This is a genomic window from Pseudomonas sp. NFPP07, assembly GCF_900115645.1.
Taxonomy (GTDB): domain Bacteria; phylum Pseudomonadota; class Gammaproteobacteria; order Pseudomonadales; family Pseudomonadaceae; genus Aquipseudomonas; species Aquipseudomonas chlororaphis.
Genome location: NZ_FOXG01000006.1, coordinates 195,192 through 212,183 on the forward strand (window position 1 = coordinate 195,192; position 16,992 = coordinate 212,183).

Consider the following 16,992-nt stretch of genomic DNA (forward strand, 5'->3'; position numbering starts at 1 on the left):
TGCCGGTTTTCGGCTGTTATGTCCTTTGGCATTGACGCTTATGCACAATCGATGGCTGTCGCGCGGCTGTTTTCGCTGATTTTGTGGATCCGTTCTCAACTCGCCGCAACTGGCTGTTTTTTCGCTGATTTATTTTTATGAACAAAAAATGACCAGCTCTGTATTGAGGCTGTAGCAGGCGCTTTCAGCGGCTTTGGCGGGATTTCATCAACAGAGTTATCCACAGGCTGGATAGGATGATGGATCCAACTTATCCACGTTCCGCCAGCAGCATCAGATTGCGTGGGGTGAGTGGTGCCGGGCAGAACAGGCCCAGTTGCACGCGGTAACCCTGTTCCTGCAAAAACAGCCCGCGATCGAGCACCAGCCACAGCTCCAAGGGCCGGCGAAACAGGCCGCGCAGCAGCTCCAGGTTGCGGACCCGGGCCAGGCGCTGCCAGCCGGCGGCTTCCAGCGCCGGCCAGTCCTGCGAACCGACTGTGGGTAAGTCCTTGAGGGCCGCCAGGTCGCGGCAGTAGTCGGCGAAGGGTTTGTCCAGCCAGCTGGCGGGTAGCGACGGGGTGGGCAGGTATTCGTCGACCCCGCGCAGCCGGCGTTGCAGCAGGTCGAAGGCCAGGCGGCGGGCCATGGAGCTGTCGCGTTGGCGGCGCACCCGGGCGCCGGCGGTGACGGTCTCGCTCAGGGGCAGGCCCAGGTCGTCGAGGGACAGTTGCAGCGCCGAGCCCTTGGCCGGGCCGGAGAGCGGCTGGTACTCGGCATGGCTGATGCGGTTGTAGCAGCAGGGCGCGATAGCCAGCTGGCGGCAGCCGCGTTCGCTGGCCAGTTGCATCAGGCGTACATGCAGGTCGCCGCAGGCGTGCAGGGCCACCGGTGTGTGTTCGGCGCTGAGGCGGGCAGCGGCGTCGGCGGCGAGTACGTCCTGCTGCAGGTGGCTGGCCGGCAGCCGATGGTGTTCGCTCAACTGCCGGCCGCTGGCGACCAGCGCCGGGTCGTATTCCAGGCAGGTCAGCCGTTGCCCGGGTTGCAGCAGGCGGCGGCCGAGATGGCCCTTGCCCGAGCACCAGTCCAGCCAGTGGCCGGGTGCCCGGGTGAACTCCAGGCAGGCGGCGAAGGCTTCGATCTGCTGCCATTTGCGCCCGGGCACATCGACGTTGAGGCGCTGGCGGGCGGCTGGCACCTCGTGCATCGGCAGCTCGGCCACGGTACCGAGCGCGGCGGCGGTCCGAGCCAGATCGGGGAAGGGCGCTGGAGCATCGAGCCGTTCTGGGTGGTTATGGCTGACCTCGGCATCGTCCAGGCTGCGCTGGCGCAGCCACTGGGCGAGTTCGCGGTGTCGGGCTTCCCAGGGCAGCTGCGGCTCGGTGAAGGGGCGTGGGCGCCAGAGCGGTTGATGGTCCAGCAGGAAGCGGTCCAGGGCCTGGAAGCGGCTGAGGAGTTCGGGGCCTTGGAGGATGGAGGGCATGCTGGGCTCGGCGGGGTCTGGGGAGGGCGATCGCGAGCAAGGCTCGCTCCTACAGGTTAGCGGGACGCCGGTAGGAGCGAACGGCTCAGCGGCCTTGGCACTGCTCGACGCGCAGCCAGCGTTCCAGCAGCTTGAAGCCTTGCACCAGCACATAGGACATCAGCAGGTAGAACACCCCGGCGGCGAAGAAAATCTCCACCGGCAGGTAGGTGCGGGCAATGATGGTGCGGGCCATGCCGGTCAGTTCCAGCAGGGTCACGGTGCTGGCCAGGGCGCTGGCCTTGAGCATCAGGATCACTTCGTTGCTGTAGGCTGGCAGGCCGATGCGCGCCGCCCGGGGCAGGATGATGTAGAACAGCGCCTTGGGCTTGGACATGCCCAGCGCCCGCGCCGCTTCGATCTCGCCCGGCGGGATGGCCTGGATCGCCCCGCGCAGGATCTCGGCGATATAGGCTGCGGTGTGCAGGGTCATGGTGGCGGTGGCGCACCAGAACGGATCGCGCAGGTACGGCCACATCGCGCTGTTACGCACTGCGTCGAACTGCGCCAGGCCGTAGTAGACCAGGAACAGTTGCACCAGCAGCGGCGTGCCGCGGAAGAAGAAAATGTAGGCATAGGGCAGGGCGCGCACGTACCACAGGCGCGATGAGCGGGCGATGCCCAGCGGAATGGCCAGCAGCAGGCCGGCGATGACCGCGATGGCCACCAGCTCCAGGGTCAGCGTGGCGCCCTGGGCCAGCTTGGGCAGCCACTTGATGATCACTTCCCAGTTCATTGGGCGCTCCTCGCGAAGCCGCGGGCGGCGCGTTTTTCCAGGAAGTGCATGCCGGTCATGGCCAGCACGGTCAGGCCCAGGTACATGAAGGCCGCCACCATATAGAAGGTGAAAGGTTGCTTGGACACGGTCACGGCGATCTGCGAGTGACGCATGATTTCTTCCAGGCCGATCACCGACACCAGCGCGGTGTCCTTCATCAGGATCATGAACAGGTTGCCCAGGCCCGGCAGGGCGATGCGCCACATCTGCGGCATGATCAGCCTGGTGAAGATCCGCCATTTCGACAGGCCCAGGGCCACGCCGGCCTCACGATGGCCCTTGGGAATGGCGAGGATCGCGCCACGGAACACTTCGGTGGCGTAGGCACCGAAGCACAGGCCGAGGGCGATGACCCCGGCGGCGAAGGCATTGAGTTCCAGCTCCGGGTTGCCGAAGAACTCACCCAGGGCGCGCATCAGGTTGACGGTGCCGAAGTAGATCAGCAGCACCCAGAGCAGTTCGGGAACGCCGCGCACCAGGGTCGAATAGGTGCCGCCAAGCCATTGCAGCGGCTTGTACGGGGAAGTCTTGGCCAAGGCGCCGAGCAGGCCGAGCACCAGCCCCAGGCACAGCGCCGAAAGAGCCAGCTTGACGGTCATCAGCGCGCCAGCGGCGAGCGCCGGGCCGAATCCGTAGAGATCGATATTCATGGATGGTTATTCAAGTCGCGGCAGGCTTTGCTAAGGACCGGCGCCCTCGGGGAAGGGCGCCGGGCAGGCCAGTCAGTATCAGTAGATGCTGAACGGGAAGTACTTGTCGTTGATCTTCTTGTAGGTGCCGTCGGCCACGATTTCCTTCAGGGCGGCGTTGAGCTTCTCGCGGATCGGATCGTTCTTGCGCACGGCGATGCCGATCTTGTCGCTTTCTTCAACCGGGTCGCCCTTGAACTCGTAAGGCTTGCCCGCTTCGCTTTTGAGCCACTCGTAGTTGACGTACTTGTCGGCCAGGATCGCGTCCAGGCGGCCGGACGTCAGGTCGAGGAAGGCGTTTTCCTGGGTGTCGTAGAGCTTGATGGTGATGTCGTCGCCCAGGTTGTCTTCCAGCCAGGTGCCGGCCAGGGTGGCGCGCTGCGCACCGATGATCTTGCCCTTGAGGGAAGCCTTGTCGGTCTTGAAGTCGGCCTTGTCTTTAGGCGCGATGAACTGCAGCTTGTTGGAGTAGTACGGGTCGGTGAAGTCCACCGCCTGCTTGCGCTCGTCGGTGATCGACATCGAGGAGATCAGGAAGTCGAACTTCTTGGCGTTCAGGGCCGGGATGATGCCGTCCCAGTCGGAGGTGACCACTTCGCACTCGACTTTCATCTTGGCGCACAGGGCGTCGCCGATGTCTTTGTCGAAACCGACGACCTGGCCGCTGGCATCCTTGTTGTTGAATGGCGGGTAGGCCGCTTCGATGCCCATCTTCAGTTTGTCGGCGGCCATCGCGTTGGCCGAGAACACCAGAGTGGCGGCAGCGGCCAGGAGGAATTTCTTATAGCTCTGCATGCGTGTTGCTCCGTTAGCGGTTGCTGGACATGAATTGTTTGCAGCGTGCCGAAAGCGGGTTCTCGAACACCTGCTGTGGCGATCCTTGCTCTTCCACCAGGCCCTGGTGCAGGAACACCACTTCACTGGAGACCTGACGGGCAAAGCCCATTTCGTGGGTGACCAGCAGCATGGTCCGGCCTTCTTCGGCCAGGGCGCGGATCACGTTGAGCACTTCCTGGACCATTTCCGGGTCCAGTGCCGAGGTCGGCTCGTCGAACAGGATGACTTTGGGCTGCATCGCCAGGGTGCGGGCGATGGCGGCGCGTTGCTGCTGGCCGCCGGAGAGCTGAGCCGGGTAGGCGTGGCGCTTGTCGGCGATGCCGACCTTGGCCAGCAGCGCTTCGGCCACTTCGATGGCTTCGGCCTTGCTCTGGCCGAGCACCCGGCGCGGCGCCTCGATGATGTTGTCGAGCACGCTCATGTGCGGCCAGAGGTTGAAGTTCTGGAACACGAAGCCGATTTCGCTGCGCAGGCGGTTGATCTGCTTGCCGTCGGCGGCAACCAGTTCGCCGTTCTTGGCGGCCTTGAGCTTGAGTTCTTCGCCGGCCACCAGGATCTGGCCCTGGTGCGGGTTTTCCAGGAGGTTGATGCAACGCAGGAAGGTGGACTTGCCGGAACCGGAGGAACCCAGGATCGAGATCACATCGCCGTCGCGCGCGGTCAGCGAGACACCCTTGAGTACCTCCAGCGAGCCGTACCGTTTGTGCAAGTTGCGGATTTCAAGCGCGGGCGTGGCCTCAGCCATGTGCGGTCCTCATGAGTTCATTGCGCTCCTGCTGGTAGCGGCTTTTCTGGCGAGGCGCCAACCTAGCATAGCGTTCGAATGACAGCCAACAGCGCTTCAGGGTGTAAGCAGACGGCGTGTGACAGGTTGTCGCATCGGCACAGCAGACTGTCGCCCCGTCAACAACCGAACGCCCGTTTGAACCCTGTTCCCAGCGGGTGTCGCGTAAAAAAAGGCGCGATGGTGCCAGCTTTGGCCAGGTGTTGGAAGGGTAAAACGGCCAAAGGTTGCGTATCCGCCCTCTATTTGTGCGTCGCATACTTTTTATGTGTGTTTCTGGTGCGCTGCTTCGTTCTACAAATGGGTGGTGCGGTAACGTTCTGGCGCAAGGCCATTAATCTCAAGGACTTGCGCTCATCCGTCGGTCACCTTTGCAGCCCGCGCCCGCTGGGAGCCTGTAACATTTTGGCGCAAATCTTGCGTAAGAAATAAAGAACGCCCTGTTGGATTCTTTTTACGAGAAAGAATATCCAGGCCGGGTAGACGCTTTCGCTTTCTTCGCAAAGGTAGTTTCAATGAGCAGTACGCAGACCTCCAATGACCTCGAACAGGGGCTCAAACCGCGGCATGTCACCATGCTGTCGATCGCCGGGGTAATCGGCGCCGGGCTGTTCGTCGGTTCCGGCCACGCCATCGCCGAAGCCGGCCCTGCCGTGCTGCTGGCCTATGCGGCCGCGGGCACCCTGGTGGTGCTGGTGATGCGCATGCTGGCCGAAATGGCCGTCGCCTCGCCGGACACGGGCTCCTTCTCGACTTATGCCGACCGCGCCATCGGCCACTGGGCCGGTTTCACCATCGGCTGGCTGTACTGGTGGTTCTGGGTGCTGGTGATTCCGCTGGAGGCCAACGCCGCCGCGACCATCCTGCATGCCTGGTTCCCTGATATAGCGATCTGGGCCTTTACCCTGGTCATCACCTTGCTGCTGACCGCGACCAACCTGTTCAGCGTGAAGAACTACGGTGAGTTCGAGTTCTGGTTCGCCCTGATCAAGGTCGTGGCGATCATCGGCTTCGTGGTGCTCGGCCTGCTGGCAATCTTCGGCCTGCTGCCGACCAGCAATGTCAGCGGCGTTTCGCACCTGTTCGATACCCAGGGCTTTTTGCCCAACGGCATGGGCGCGGTACTCGCCGCCATGCTGACCACCATGTTCTCGTTCATGGGCACCGAGATCGTCACCATCGCCGCCGCCGAATCGAAGAACCCGGGCCAGCAGATCAGCAAGGCCACCAACTCGGTGATCTGGCGGATCGGCCTGTTCTACCTGGTATCGATCTTCATCGTCGTGGCCCTGGTGCCATGGAATGACCCGAGCCTGGCCCAGGTCGGTTCTTATCAGACCGTGCTCGACCGCATGGGTATCCCCAACGCCAAGCTGATCGTCGATCTGGTGGTGCTGGTGGCGGTGACCAGCTGCCTGAACTCGGCGCTCTACACCGCCTCGCGCATGCTGTTCTCCCTGGGCAAGCGTGGCGATGCCCCGGCCGCGGCCAAGCGCACCAACACTAGCGGCACGCCTTACTGGGCGGTGATCCTGTCCACCGCGGCCGCCTTCCTCGCGGTATTCGCCAACTACGTGGCACCCGCCGCGGTGTTCGAATTCCTGTTGGCCAGTTCCGGCGCCATCGCCTTGCTGGTGTACCTGGTGATCGCGGTATCGCAGCTGCGCATGCGCCAGAAACGCACGGCGGCCGGCGAGAAGATCGCCTTCCGCATGTGGCTGTTCCCGGGCCTGACCTACGCGGTGATCGTGTTCATCGTCGGGGTGCTGACCATCATGCTGTTCCAGGAAGGGCACCGCATGGAGATCATTGCCACCGGCCTGCTGAGCATGGTCGTGATCGCGGCGGGCCTGCTGGTTGCGCGTCGGCGCAAGCTGGAGAAGCAGGCGGCCGGTGTATTGAGCCGCGCCTGAGTTTTTCCCGCTAACGAAAAAGGCCGCTGTCAGTGCTGACAGCGGCCATTTTTATGGCCTGTACCGGCGCTTTCGCGGGCAAGCCTCGCTCCTGCAGATCGTGTTGAAGCTTATTTCTGCATCAGTGCTTCCGAAGCGGCCAGGTAGGCGGCCTGGAATTCCGGGCTTTCGATCCAGGCCAGGGCGCCGGCCTCGTCGGTCTCGGTGGACCACTGGCGGTACTCGATCAGCGCGGCGAGGATGAAGTCCATGGCGCCTTCCTCGCCTTCCTGCTCGTAGACGATCTCCAGCAGCGGGTCCTCCAGGAACGCCGCGCACATCGCCTGCTGGCTGATCTTCTCGGCGTCGATCATCTTCTTGAACAGCTCGGTCAGGTCCACCGATTCGAAGTCGATGCGGTCGTCGTTCGGGTCCAGTTCCACTGGCGCGGCGTTGCGCTGGGTGCGGTTCTGCTTGGCCTTGGTTTTCGCCCGCTGGGCTCTTTTGTGTTGCTTGTTCGCAGATGCCATGGGCGTCGTACCTTTTGCGCAAATTGGGGGCCAGGGATGGATACAGTGTCCGGCCTGGCTTTCAGGCGGCAGAGAATGCCAGTAAATGCGCTGCCTGGCACGTTCAACGGCTACCGCTGATCAGGCGTCCCGGGGTGTCGCTGGGCAATGTGGCGTGTTGCAGCCAGGCCAGGGCGATCGGCCATAGGCGGTCCTGGTAATGGCTGCGGAAAAACGCGAAGTGCCCGACTTCCTGCTCGCCGATGTCCGCAGGTTCGATGCGCCAATGGCTGCGCTGGCTGGCGGTGAAGTAGCCCAGCAGGCGCTCGATGGCCGGCACGGTGCCGTAAGGGTCGTCGCTGATGCTGATGGCCAGCAGCTGTGCCTTGACCCGGGCGAAGGGCAGCGCCGGATCCCGGCGCGCCAGGTGGCGCCCGCTGGGCCGCCGTTGATAGTGCGCGGTGGGCGTGGCCCAGTCGCGCACCACGCCGGCGGGGGTGTCCTCCAGCCAGCCCAGGCGCTTGCCGGGGAAGTAACCGTAAATCGCCGTCAGCAGCGGCATTACGACATGCCATTTGCCCAGCATGCGCCAGCGGCTCGCCGGGGCGTAGTCGCGCCAGTAGGCGAACTGCGCGCCCACTGTCACTACGCGGCGGATCAACTGCCCGGATGCGCCCAGCCCCGCCGCGCAACCGCCGAAGCTGTGCCCGACTACGTCGATGGGCTGTCCGGGGAATTCCCGCTGCGCGCGTTGCAGCATGGCTTCGAAGTCCAGGCTGCCCCAGTCCGACCAGGACGCCTTCAGCTTGCGCATCGAGGCCGGCCGCGACTCGCCGATACCGCGGTAGTCGTAGGTGATGACGTCGAAGCCATGGCTGAACAGGTAATCGGCGAACCGCGAATAGTGCCGACAACGCACGGAGGTGGCGGCATTGATGATCACCACCGCACGCGCGGGGTCCGGTTCGGCATGGCGCCAGGTGAAACCGCCCAGGATAAAGCCATCGGCGGCGGGCTCGCGGAACGCCGTGCCGGGGCTGCTGGTCGCGGTGCTGGCCGGGTGCAGGGGCGAGGGCGGGGATTGCACGGTCATCGGCGCGTATTCCTTTGCGGGCGAAAAGGCGTGTCGGCTCTTTTTAGGTGCAAGCATTAATAACCGCCTTGTCCGCGCGCTGGCAACCGTCGGGATTGGCGCCGCTGCTAGGTACTTTTGGTTAAAAGCCTCACACCGAATCGATCTAAACGGCCTGGCATCGGGGCGTACACTGAATATCAGGGCCTGGGGGCGATCACGGATGCATGACGCTCACGGGCTGTTCATTCGAGCATCGTTTGCCTGAGGCGTAGCTGGGCCATTCAAGATGAAAAGGGGAGACCCGGACGCCGCCGTTCTGGGGCTGGGCTCTTGGCGGTGGCGTTCCCATTCAGTGGTTCGAGACGAACCCGGGAGTGCTCATCATGAAGTCCTTTTACTTGTGTGTCGTAACAGGCGTTCTCGCGGCGTTCCTGTCACTCGCGCCGTTCAGCGTACAGTCCGCCACCCCCAGCAACGAACCCATCGACCCGGCGGGCGTGCAGCTGGAACCTCAACAGCAGAACGGCATTACCTATCTGTCCGGCGGTATCGGCCTGGACGAATCGCGGGCGCTCTTGCAGACCAAGGGGTACAACCTGCACATGACCTTTTCCGTCGGCCCGGAAAACAAATACACCTCGGATGTCGACCTGGCGATCCAGAACCCGCAAGGGCAGCCGGTCCTGACCCTGAATCAGGTGGGCCCCATCGTCTTTGTGCAACTGCCGGCCGGCAAGTACCAGGTTATCGCCACCCGTGGCGGACATACCGAGCGCAACACGGTGGATATGAAAGTGGCGGGTATTCGCGACCTCAACCTGCACTGGAATGACAGTTATTGAGTGAAGGCTGCAATGCTGAAAACAGGCGCATCAAATCGCAGGCAATAAAAAACCCCTGAATCTTGCGATTCAGGGGTTTCGGTATTAGTGGTGCCCAGAGACGGAATCGAACCGCCGACACGGGGATTTTCAATCCCCTGCTCTACCGACTGAGCTATCTGGGCAACGGGGCGCATTAAACGGGTTTTTCGGGGGGGCGTCAAGCAAGTTTTGAAAAAAAGTTTAATTATTACCGCCGCTTACGTTCCCGCCCCGATTTGAGTGCAATTACTCGGACGGCGGCACGTAGCCGTCGGCCTTGGCGTATTCCTCGCCGGAGAAGAACTTGTCCATCTCGCCCTGCAGGTATTTGCGGTCTTCGGCGTTCATCATGTTCAGGCGCTTTTCGTTGATCAGCAGGGTCTGGTGTTTCTGCCAGTCGGCCCAGGCCTTGGCGGACACGTGCTCGAAAATCTCCTGGCCCTTGGCGCCCGGATACGGAGGACGCTCCAGGCCCGGCAATTGTTCTTTGTACTTGCGGCACATTACGGTGCGGGTCATTGCAACTCTCCTGCGTTCAATACGTCGGCCGCGCGTTTGAGCAGCTTTTTCACCGGGGCGGCAAGGCCCAGGCGCGGCGGGGTGGCGAGGTTATACCAGAGCCAGTCGGCCTCGGCCACGTGATGGGCGGATGCCTGGACCTGCACCAGCCAGGGCTCGATGGCCAGTTGGAAGTGACTGAAGGTGTGCACCAGCCCGGGCATTTCCTGTTGCTTGCCCAGCTCCAGCGAGTGCTGCGAAGCCAGGTGTTCCAGGTCCGCCAGATCGTCCAGCTCCGGCAGGCTCCACAAACCGCCCCACAGGCCGGTGGAGGGCCGGCGGTACAGCAGGATGGCGCCTTCGTGGTTGGCCAGCATCGGCATGAGCGTGCGTTTCTGCGGGACCGTCTTGCGTGGCTTGGGAATCGGGTAGCGGGTTTCCAGGCCCAGCATGTGCGCTTCGCAGCCTCTTTCCAGGGGGCACAGCAGGCAGCTGGGTTTGCTCCGGGTGCAGAGGGTGGCGCCCAGGTCCATCATCGCCTGGGTGTAATGGTTCACCCGGGTCTGCGGGGTGAAGCGCTCGGCCGCGGCCCACAGCTGCTTGGCCACCTTGGGTTCGCCCGGGTAGCCCTCCTGCGCGGTAAAGCGCGCCAGCACCCGCTTGACGTTTCCGTCGAGGATCGGCGCGCGCAGGCCCATGCTGATGCTGGCGATGGCGCCGGCGGTGGACAGGCCGATGCCCGGCAGCTCGGTGAGTTTTTCCACGTCGCGGGGAAACTCGCCGCCGTATTCGGCGACCACGATCTTCGCGGTCTTTTGCAGGTTGCGCGCGCGGGTGTAGTAACCCAGGCCGGTCCACAGGTGCAGCACTTCGTCTTCCGGCGCGGCGGCCAGGGCCTGGACCGTCGGCAGCGAGGCCATGAACCGGTCGAAGTAGTTGAGCACAGTGCTGACCTGGGTCTGCTGCAACATGATTTCCGAGACCCATACGCGGTATGGGTTGATCTCTTGCTGCCAGGGCAGGTCATGGCGGCCATGGCGGTCGTACCAGTCCAGTACTGCCGGTGCGAACTGCTCGGCCCTCATCGTTTGAACAGCCCTTTGAGCGCGTTTTTCAGTTCCGGGCTGACCTTGTCGCCCAGCTTCTCATCGAGTTTTTCGCTGAGGCGATCGCCGGCCAGTTTGGCCGCGACCTGGCCGAGACCGTCGCGGTCCAGGCGGCAGGCCTTGGCGCCCAGTTCCAGCGGGCCGCGGCAGCGCAGCGGCAGTTCGATGCCGACAAAACGTTCGCCGACCTGGCAGGCCGGGTCCGGCATGTCGCTCTTGTCGCCTTCGACGACGATGCCGACGCGGTAATCCATGCCCAGTACGCGCAGGTCGATGTCGCCATTGCCTTTGACGCTCATGCCCGGGATGCGCACTTTCAGGTCCGGGTTGCTGGCCACGCCATTGCGCAGGGTCAGGTTGCCCTTGAGTTCCTGGAAGGGTGTGTCCTTGCCCCGCGGCTCGCTGCTCAAGGTCTTGCGGTTCAGCGTGGCGATGCCCTGGCACACTTGCTGTTCGAGGTTGGCATTGAGCAGCACGCCGTTGTTGACGACGAAGCTGGCGTTGCCGTTGAGGCCGTCGACCAGCGCCTTCTGGCTGTTGCCGCTGCTGGTCAGGTTGCTGTCGAGGGTCACCAGGCCCTTGACCGGCGGGGTCTGCCCCTGGCTTTCCAGGATGCGTTCCACCGGTACTCGGTTGATCCTGGTCTGCAGGCTCAACTGTGGCGTTGGCTGGCGCACATCGAGGTTGCCGTTGGCTTCGAAGCTGCCGTTGTACAGCTCGCCGCGCAGGCCCTCGAGTTTCAGCAGGCCGCCCTGGCCGTTGGCCTTGAGCGTGGCGTTCTGGATCGGCAGCTTGTTGAGGGTCAACTGGCCGAAGCTCAGGTCGGCGTCCACATCCAGCTTGCTCAGGCGTTCCACTGGCAGCAGGCGCTCGGTGCTCCAGGCGCCCTTGGTCGGCGCGTCCGGCAGCGGCGAGTTGCCGGCCCCGGCGACGGCGCTGGCTTCGCTGCTCTGTACTTCGGCCTTGCGCGCGACCGCGGCGCTGTTGGCTTCGGCGGATTTCGGCGGCAGGTAGCGGTCGACGTCGAAGGTGTCGGCCTTGAGCTGGGCGCGCAGCGATTGCTTGGCCAGGTCTTCGACCGCCAGGCGGCCGCTGAAGCTGCTGTCGTCGAGTTTCAGGTTGATGTTTTCCAGGGCGATGCTGTTCGGCGTGGCGGACAGGCGGCTGACCAGCTCGACCTTGCTCAGGCTGCCTTCGGCCATGGCCGGCAGGGTCTGGCCGATGCTGTCGACGAACTTGGCCAGGTCGAATTGGGCGATGGAGATGCCGCCGTTGAGCTGCGGGGTCTTGTCCAGGTCATTGACCTTGAGCTCGCCAATGGCGCGCAGCTGGTTGAGCGAGAGCTTCAGGCTGTTCCATTCGGCGACGTTGGCGGCCTTGTCCAGCAGCAGCTGGCCCTGGGCGGCGAAGGTCAGGGTCTTGCCTTGCAGCGGATCGCCGGCGGCTTCGCCAGACAGCTTCATGTCTTCGAACTGGTAGCGCTTGAGGACGCGGTCGAAGCGCAGCTCGCCCTTCAACTCGGTGCGCACGCGCACGGCCGGCTGGGTGCTGGCGAGGAAGGCGGTGAGCTTGACCGGGGTATTGGTCGCTTCGTGGATCGGGCCGGTGCTCAGTTGGATGCTTTCGGCGGTGAACTGCTTGCCGCTCTGTTCGTCGTTGTATTCCACCCGGGCGTTGTTCACGGTCAGGCTGTCGATATCCAGGCGGATCGGCTGCGCCGGTTTTTCCGTGGTGGCCGGGGTCGTGGTTGTGGTTTCGCCGGTGCTGGTGGCCGGGGTTGCGGCTTGCTTGTCGGCGGGAGCGACCTTGCCGATGTCTTCCCAGTTGCCGTGGCCATCCTTGTTGCGGGTCAGGCGCAGGTTCAGGCCTTCGACACGCACATCGCTCATCTGCACTTCGCGGCGCAGCAGCGGCAGCACGCGGACCGACAAACCGAGCATCTGCAAATCGGCGAACGGCTGGGTCGGGTTGGCCAGGGTGGCGACCCCGGCTTCATGCAGTTCGAGGCCGAGCCAGGGGAACAGGCTCCAGCCGATATCGCCATTGAGCGTCAGCTCGATGTGGGCCTTGTCGCGGGCTATCTGGCGAATTTCTTCTTTGTAGTCGTTGGGATCAAACAGGTGAGTCAGGGCGAAGCCGAGAGCCACGATGATCAGCAACAGCCCGAGAAGTACCAGACCCAGGATTTTGCCGAACGCTTTCATGGGCGAGTCCTTGTAGTGTCGAATTCGAATTTAGCCGGGGAGTATAACGCCCCGGACCTGGCCACTGGTCACTGATCGTTTTGCAGCACATCCAGCGGTATCTGCAGCTTGGCCGCCAGGGCCTGGGCTTCGAGGTGCCCGGCGGGGGCCAGCAGGCGCAAGGTGGCGCCGTGCCGGGCGGCCATTGTCCGGGCTTCGCTCACCAGTCGCTCGGCCACGCCGCGACGCCGGGTGATCTTGCGCACACACATTTGGGACAGGTGCCAGACGTCTTGGTGCCGTTGCAGGCGGGCGGCGCCCAGCAGGCGGTCGTTGAAGCGCCCGGCGATCAGGCTGCCGTCGCCCAGGGCGGCCTCGATCAGTTCCATATCGTCGCGCTGCGGCGCGAACAGCCAGGGCGGGGCGTCGCGGTAGATCTTCTGCAGGTCCTGCTGATCCTGATAGCTGATTTCTTTCAGCGACTCGACAACGATGGGCATGGGGAATCCTGTGCAGAGCGAAGGAATGGCTGGCCATTATCGACAGCAGCGCATGGGCTGGCGAGGGGGCAAGCGTCGTCGGCGGGGCCGCGCGCTTCTGTAGGAGCGCGCTATTGCCGTCTTCCGGTACAGATGACGCAGAAAAGGTGATGGCAGTTTGCTTTTTCTGTCACGAGCAAATGGTAATCTTTCGCCGTTCATCTGCCCTTCCGCGACCAAAAGTCGCACTCTATGGAGCTTCACTCGATAAAACGACCACGTCTGCGTGCAAAAGTCGTGAGTGGAGAGTGGCCGGTGAATAATTCCAATAATTGGGGGAAACACTCATGAGCACTAGCACCGAGGCGGGCGCGATTGCCGCCCAGCCGGCGTTCTTGTCCAAAGAACGCATCATCGCCAAGCCCGGTTTCAACCGTTGGCTGGTTCCACCGGCCGCTCTGGCCATCCACCTGTGCATCGGCATGGCCTACGGCTTCTCGGTGTTCTGGTTGCCGCTGTCCAAGGCCCTGGGCGTGACTGCTCCGGTGGCCTGCGCCCCGGACATGGGCTTTATCGCGCAGGTCTTTTCGTCCCAGTGCGACTGGCCGATCTCGATGCTCGGCTGGATCTACACCCTGTTCTTCATCTTCCTCGGCTGCTCCGCGGCGATCTGGGGCGGCTGGCTGGAGCACGCCGGCCCGCGCAAGGCCGGTGTGGTGTCGGCGCTGTGCTGGTGCGGCGGCCTGCTGATTTCGGCGCTGGGTATCTATACCCACCAGATCTGGCTGATGTGGCTCGGCTCCGGCGTGATCGGCGGTATCGGCCTGGGCCTGGGTTACATTTCGCCGGTGTCGACCCTGATCAAATGGTTCCCGGACAAGCGCGGCATGGCCACCGGCATGGCGATCATGGGCTTCGGCGGTGGCGCGATGGTCGGTGCGCCGCTGGCGGCGGCACTGATGAGCCACTTCGCTTCGCCAACCGGCGTCGGCGTCTGGCAGAGCTTCCTGGTGATGGCGGCGATCTACTTCGTGTTCATGATCGGTGGTGCGCTGTCGTACCGCGTGCCGCCGACCGGCTGGAAGCCCGAGGGCTGGACCCCGCCGGCGAAAAAAGCCGCGAACGCGATGATCACCCACCGTCACGTGCATGTGAACGTGGCCTGGAAAACCCCGCAGTTCCGCCTGGTATGGCTGGTGCTGTGCCTGAACGTTTCCGCGGGTATCGGCATCCTCGGCATGGCTTCGCCGCTATTGCAGGAAGTCTTCGCCGGCAAGCTGCTGGGCAATGAACTGGCCTTCGGTCAGCTGGACGCCTCGCAACTGGCGTCGATCGCCGCGATCGCTGCCGGCTTCACCGGCCTGCTGAGCCTGTTCAATATCGGTGGTCGCTTCTTCTGGGCGTCGTTCTCCGACTACCTGGGACGCAAGAACACCTACTTCGTGTTCTTCGCCCTGGGTTTTGCCCTGTATGCGCTGATCCCGAACCTCGGGCACCTGGGCAACGTCGCGCTGTTCGTGGCGGCGTTCTGCATCATCCTGTCGATGTACGGTGGCGGTTTCGCCACGGTTCCGGCCTACCTGGCGGACCTGTTCGGCACCCAGATGGTGGGCGCGATCCACGGTCGTCTGCTGACTGCCTGGGCAGCGGCAGGCGTGCTTGGCCCGGTGCTGGTGAACTACCTGCGTGAATATCAGTTGAGCATCGGCGTCGAACGCGCCGCGGCCTACGACATCACCCTGTACATCCTCGCCGGTCTGCTGGTGCTGGGTTTCCTGTGCAACCTGCTGGTGCGTCCGGTGGCCGACAAGTACTTCATGACTGACGCCGAGCTGGCCGCCGAACAGGCGCTGGGCCATGACAAGGGCGCGGACAGCACCACCGTGTTGGAGTGGAAGGCCTCGTCCGGCAGCGTGCCGCTGGCGGTCGCCGCCTGGCTGGTGGTGGGTATTCCGCTGGCGTGGGGCGTGTGGGTCACCCTGCAGAAGACCGCGGTGTTGTTCCACTAAGCAGCGCTTGTGGTAGGAGCGAGCTTGCTCGCGATCAGTTCTGCCAGGCACCGCGTTCTTTCTGTCTGAGCGCGTTGTCTGGGGATTTTTCGCGAGCAAGCTCGCTCCTACAGAAAACGGGGTGGTTACTTGTCATGACAGGTACAGCCCCGGCTTTATTGGGTTGCGCCCGTCAGGATCTTGTCCTGCGTGTTCCTGTTTAGCCGCCGTCCGGCCTATAATGTTCGCCTTTTTCGCCCAATGATTTTGCGGAGCTGGTGATGGCCGAACGTAAGGCGTCCGTCGAGCGCGACACTCTGGAAACCCAGATCAAAGCCTCGATCAACCTGGATGGCACCGGAAAGGCCCGATTCGATATCGGGGTTCCCTTCCTTGAGCACATGCTGGACCAGATCGCCCGTCACGGGCTGATCGACCTGGATATCGAAAGCAAAGGCGACTTGCATATCGACGACCACCACACCGTGGAGGATGTCGGTATCACCCTGGGTCAGGCCTTCACCAAAGCCATCGGCGACAAGAAGGGCATCCGTCGCTACGGCCACGCCTACGTGCCGCTCGATGAAGCGCTGTCGCGCGTGGTGATCGACTTCTCCGGCCGCCCTGGCCTGCAGATGCATGTGCCTTACACCCGCGCCACCGTGGGCGGCTTCGATGTCGACCTGTTCCAGGAATTCTTCCAGGGCTTCGTCAACCACGCCAACGTCACCCTGCACATCGACAACCTGCGTGGGCACAACACCCACCACCAGATCGAAACCGTGTTCAAGGCTTTCGGCCGCGCGCTGCGCATGGCCGTGGAGCTGGATGACCGCATGGCCGGGCAGATGCCTTCGACCAAGGGCGTTCTGTAATGCAGACGGTCGCGGTTATCGATTACGGCATGGGCAACCTGCACTCGGTGGCCAAGGCCCTCGAGCACGTTGGCGCCGGCAAGGTGCTGATCACCAGCGATGCCGATGTGATTCGCGAAGCCGACCGGGTGGTATTCCCCGGCGTCGGCGCGATTCGCGACTGCATGGCGGAGATCCGTCGCCTGGGCTTCGACGCGCTGGTGCGTGAAGTCAGCCAGGACCGTCCGTTCCTCGGCATCTGCGTGGGCATGCAGGCCTTGCTCGACCGCAGCGAAGAGAACGACGGCGTCGACTGCATCGGCCTGTTCCCCGGCCAGGTGAAGTTCTTCGGCAAGGGCCTGCATGAGGACGGCGAGCACCTGAAAGTCCCGCACATGGGCTGGAACGAAGTGAAACAGGCGGTGAGCCACCCGCTGTGGCACAACATCCCGGACCTGGCGCGCTTCTACTTCGTGCACAGCTACTACATCGCCGCCGGCAACGCGCGGCAAGTGGTAGGTAGCGGCCACTACGGCGTCGATTTCGCCGCGGCACTGGCCGAGGGCTCGCGCTTCGCCGTGCAGTTCCACCCGGAGAAAAGCCATACCCATGGCCTGCAATTGCTGCAGAACTTCGCGGCGTGGGACGGTCGCTGGTAAATGGCGGTCAAGAAGAAGGCGCCGATCCTGACCCTCACGCCCGAGCAGGAGAGTGAGGCCAATCACAAGATCCAGCGCTTCATGGAAGATCGCTTCGAGCTCGACCTGGGCTCGTTCGAGGCGGCCGAGATTCTTGAACTGTTTACCCGCGAAATTGCTCCGCACTATTACAACAGGGCGATTTTCGATGTGCAGGCCCAGCTCAAAGAGCGGTTCGAAAGCATCGAAAGCGACCTGTGGGCGCTCGAGAAAAATTAGGAGCAGCTGCAAGCCGCAAGCTTCAAGCTGCAAGAATTG

The 16,992-nt window shown here is 63.3% G+C and carries 17 protein-coding genes and 1 tRNA gene; 6 read left to right on the forward strand and 12 right to left on the reverse strand.

Annotated features, from left to right (window positions below; translation table 11 throughout):
- Positions 1–250: 250 nt before the first annotated feature.
- The 5 genes from BM019_RS16810 to BM019_RS16830 all read right to left on the reverse strand — a co-directional run bounded on the left by BM019_RS16810 (position 251) and on the right by BM019_RS16830 (position 4,550).
- A complete protein-coding gene (locus tag BM019_RS16810) occupies positions 251–1,462 on the reverse strand; it encodes a methyltransferase (protein WP_092418962.1) in 1,212 nt (403 codons plus the stop codon).
- Positions 1,463–1,547: 85 nt separating this feature from the next.
- The gene (locus BM019_RS16815; protein WP_007922607.1) at positions 1,548–2,237 is read right to left on the reverse strand and encodes an ABC transporter permease; all 690 of its coding nucleotides are present in this window, start codon (positions 2,235–2,237) and stop codon (positions 1,548–1,550) included.
- A complete protein-coding gene (locus BM019_RS16820) occupies positions 2,234–2,929 on the reverse strand; it encodes an ABC transporter permease (protein WP_007922609.1) in 696 nt (231 codons plus the stop codon). The genes BM019_RS16815 and BM019_RS16820 overlap by 4 nt, the downstream gene beginning before the upstream one ends.
- Positions 2,930–3,007: 78 nt before the next feature.
- Positions 3,008–3,763 (reverse strand): ABC transporter substrate-binding protein, encoded by a 756-nt coding sequence (locus BM019_RS16825; protein ID WP_009046513.1) that lies wholly within the window; start codon positions 3,761–3,763, stop codon positions 3,008–3,010.
- A gap of 13 nt (positions 3,764–3,776) precedes the next feature.
- Positions 3,777–4,550 (reverse strand): ABC transporter ATP-binding protein, encoded by a 774-nt coding sequence (locus BM019_RS16830; protein ID WP_007922616.1) that lies wholly within the window; start codon positions 4,548–4,550, stop codon positions 3,777–3,779.
- A gap of 554 nt (positions 4,551–5,104) precedes the next feature.
- On the opposite strand from BM019_RS16830, the gene gabP reads away from it, so the two are divergent.
- Entirely contained in the window at positions 5,105–6,502 is a 1,398-nt protein-coding gene (gabP, locus tag BM019_RS16835; protein ID WP_092418963.1) for a GABA permease, read from the forward strand.
- 110 nt (positions 6,503–6,612) lie between these two features.
- Here the strand turns inward: gabP and BM019_RS16840 are convergent, their stop codons facing one another.
- Positions 6,613–7,011, reverse strand: a complete 399-nt coding sequence (locus BM019_RS16840; RefSeq protein ID WP_062823953.1) for a hypothetical protein — start codon at positions 7,009–7,011, stop codon at positions 6,613–6,615.
- Between the two features lie 103 nt (positions 7,012–7,114).
- The gene (locus BM019_RS16845; protein WP_092418964.1) at positions 7,115–8,083 is read right to left on the reverse strand and encodes an alpha/beta hydrolase family protein; all 969 of its coding nucleotides are present in this window, start codon (positions 8,081–8,083) and stop codon (positions 7,115–7,117) included.
- A 365-nt stretch (positions 8,084–8,448) separates the two neighbouring features.
- On the opposite strand from BM019_RS16845, the gene BM019_RS16850 reads away from it, so the two are divergent.
- The gene (locus BM019_RS16850) at positions 8,449–8,907 is read left to right on the forward strand and encodes a hypothetical protein (RefSeq protein WP_009041751.1); all 459 of its coding nucleotides are present in this window, start codon (positions 8,449–8,451) and stop codon (positions 8,905–8,907) included.
- An 88-nt stretch (positions 8,908–8,995) separates the two neighbouring features.
- Here the strand turns inward: BM019_RS16850 and BM019_RS16855 are convergent.
- The 5 genes from BM019_RS16855 to BM019_RS16875 all read right to left on the reverse strand — a co-directional run bounded on the left by BM019_RS16855 (position 8,996) and on the right by BM019_RS16875 (position 13,215).
- Positions 8,996–9,071: transfer RNA gene (locus BM019_RS16855), tRNA-Phe, on the reverse strand.
- A 103-nt stretch (positions 9,072–9,174) separates the two neighbouring features.
- Positions 9,175–9,447 carry an oxidative damage protection protein gene (locus BM019_RS16860; protein WP_007921798.1) on the reverse strand — a complete coding sequence of 91 codons (273 nt, stop codon included), beginning with the start codon at positions 9,445–9,447 and terminating at the stop codon, positions 9,175–9,177.
- Complete coding sequence (gene mutY / locus BM019_RS16865; protein WP_092418965.1) at positions 9,444–10,511, reverse strand: A/G-specific adenine glycosylase; 1,068 nt, start codon at positions 10,509–10,511, stop codon at positions 9,444–9,446. Before mutY ends, BM019_RS16860 begins: the two co-directional genes overlap by 4 nt.
- Complete coding sequence (locus tag BM019_RS16870; protein WP_092418966.1) at positions 10,508–12,736, reverse strand: AsmA family protein; 2,229 nt, start codon at positions 12,734–12,736, stop codon at positions 10,508–10,510. The genes mutY and BM019_RS16870 overlap by 4 nt, the downstream gene beginning before the upstream one ends.
- 68 nt (positions 12,737–12,804) lie before the next feature.
- Entirely contained in the window at positions 12,805–13,215 is a 411-nt protein-coding gene (locus BM019_RS16875) for an acetyl-CoA sensor PanZ family protein (RefSeq protein WP_092418967.1), read from the reverse strand.
- A 326-nt stretch (positions 13,216–13,541) separates the two neighbouring features.
- On the opposite strand from BM019_RS16875, the gene BM019_RS16880 reads away from it, so the two are divergent.
- The 4 genes from BM019_RS16880 to BM019_RS16895 all read left to right on the forward strand — a co-directional run bounded on the left by BM019_RS16880 (position 13,542) and on the right by BM019_RS16895 (position 16,953).
- Entirely contained in the window at positions 13,542–15,203 is a 1,662-nt protein-coding gene (locus BM019_RS16880; RefSeq protein ID WP_092418968.1) for an OFA family MFS transporter, read from the forward strand.
- Positions 15,204–15,463: 260 nt separating this feature from the next.
- On the forward strand, positions 15,464–16,057 hold the full coding sequence (hisB, locus tag BM019_RS16885; RefSeq protein ID WP_007921806.1) for an imidazoleglycerol-phosphate dehydratase HisB: 594 nt from the start codon (positions 15,464–15,466) through the stop codon (positions 16,055–16,057).
- A complete protein-coding gene (gene hisH, locus BM019_RS16890) occupies positions 16,057–16,695 on the forward strand; it encodes an imidazole glycerol phosphate synthase subunit HisH (protein ID WP_009041756.1) in 639 nt (212 codons plus the stop codon). Before hisB ends, hisH begins: the two co-directional genes overlap by 1 nt.
- Positions 16,696–16,953 (forward strand): DUF2164 domain-containing protein, encoded by a 258-nt coding sequence (locus BM019_RS16895; protein ID WP_007921810.1) that lies wholly within the window; start codon positions 16,696–16,698, stop codon positions 16,951–16,953. It begins immediately after the preceding gene.
- The last annotated feature ends 39 nt before the right edge of the window (positions 16,954–16,992 follow it).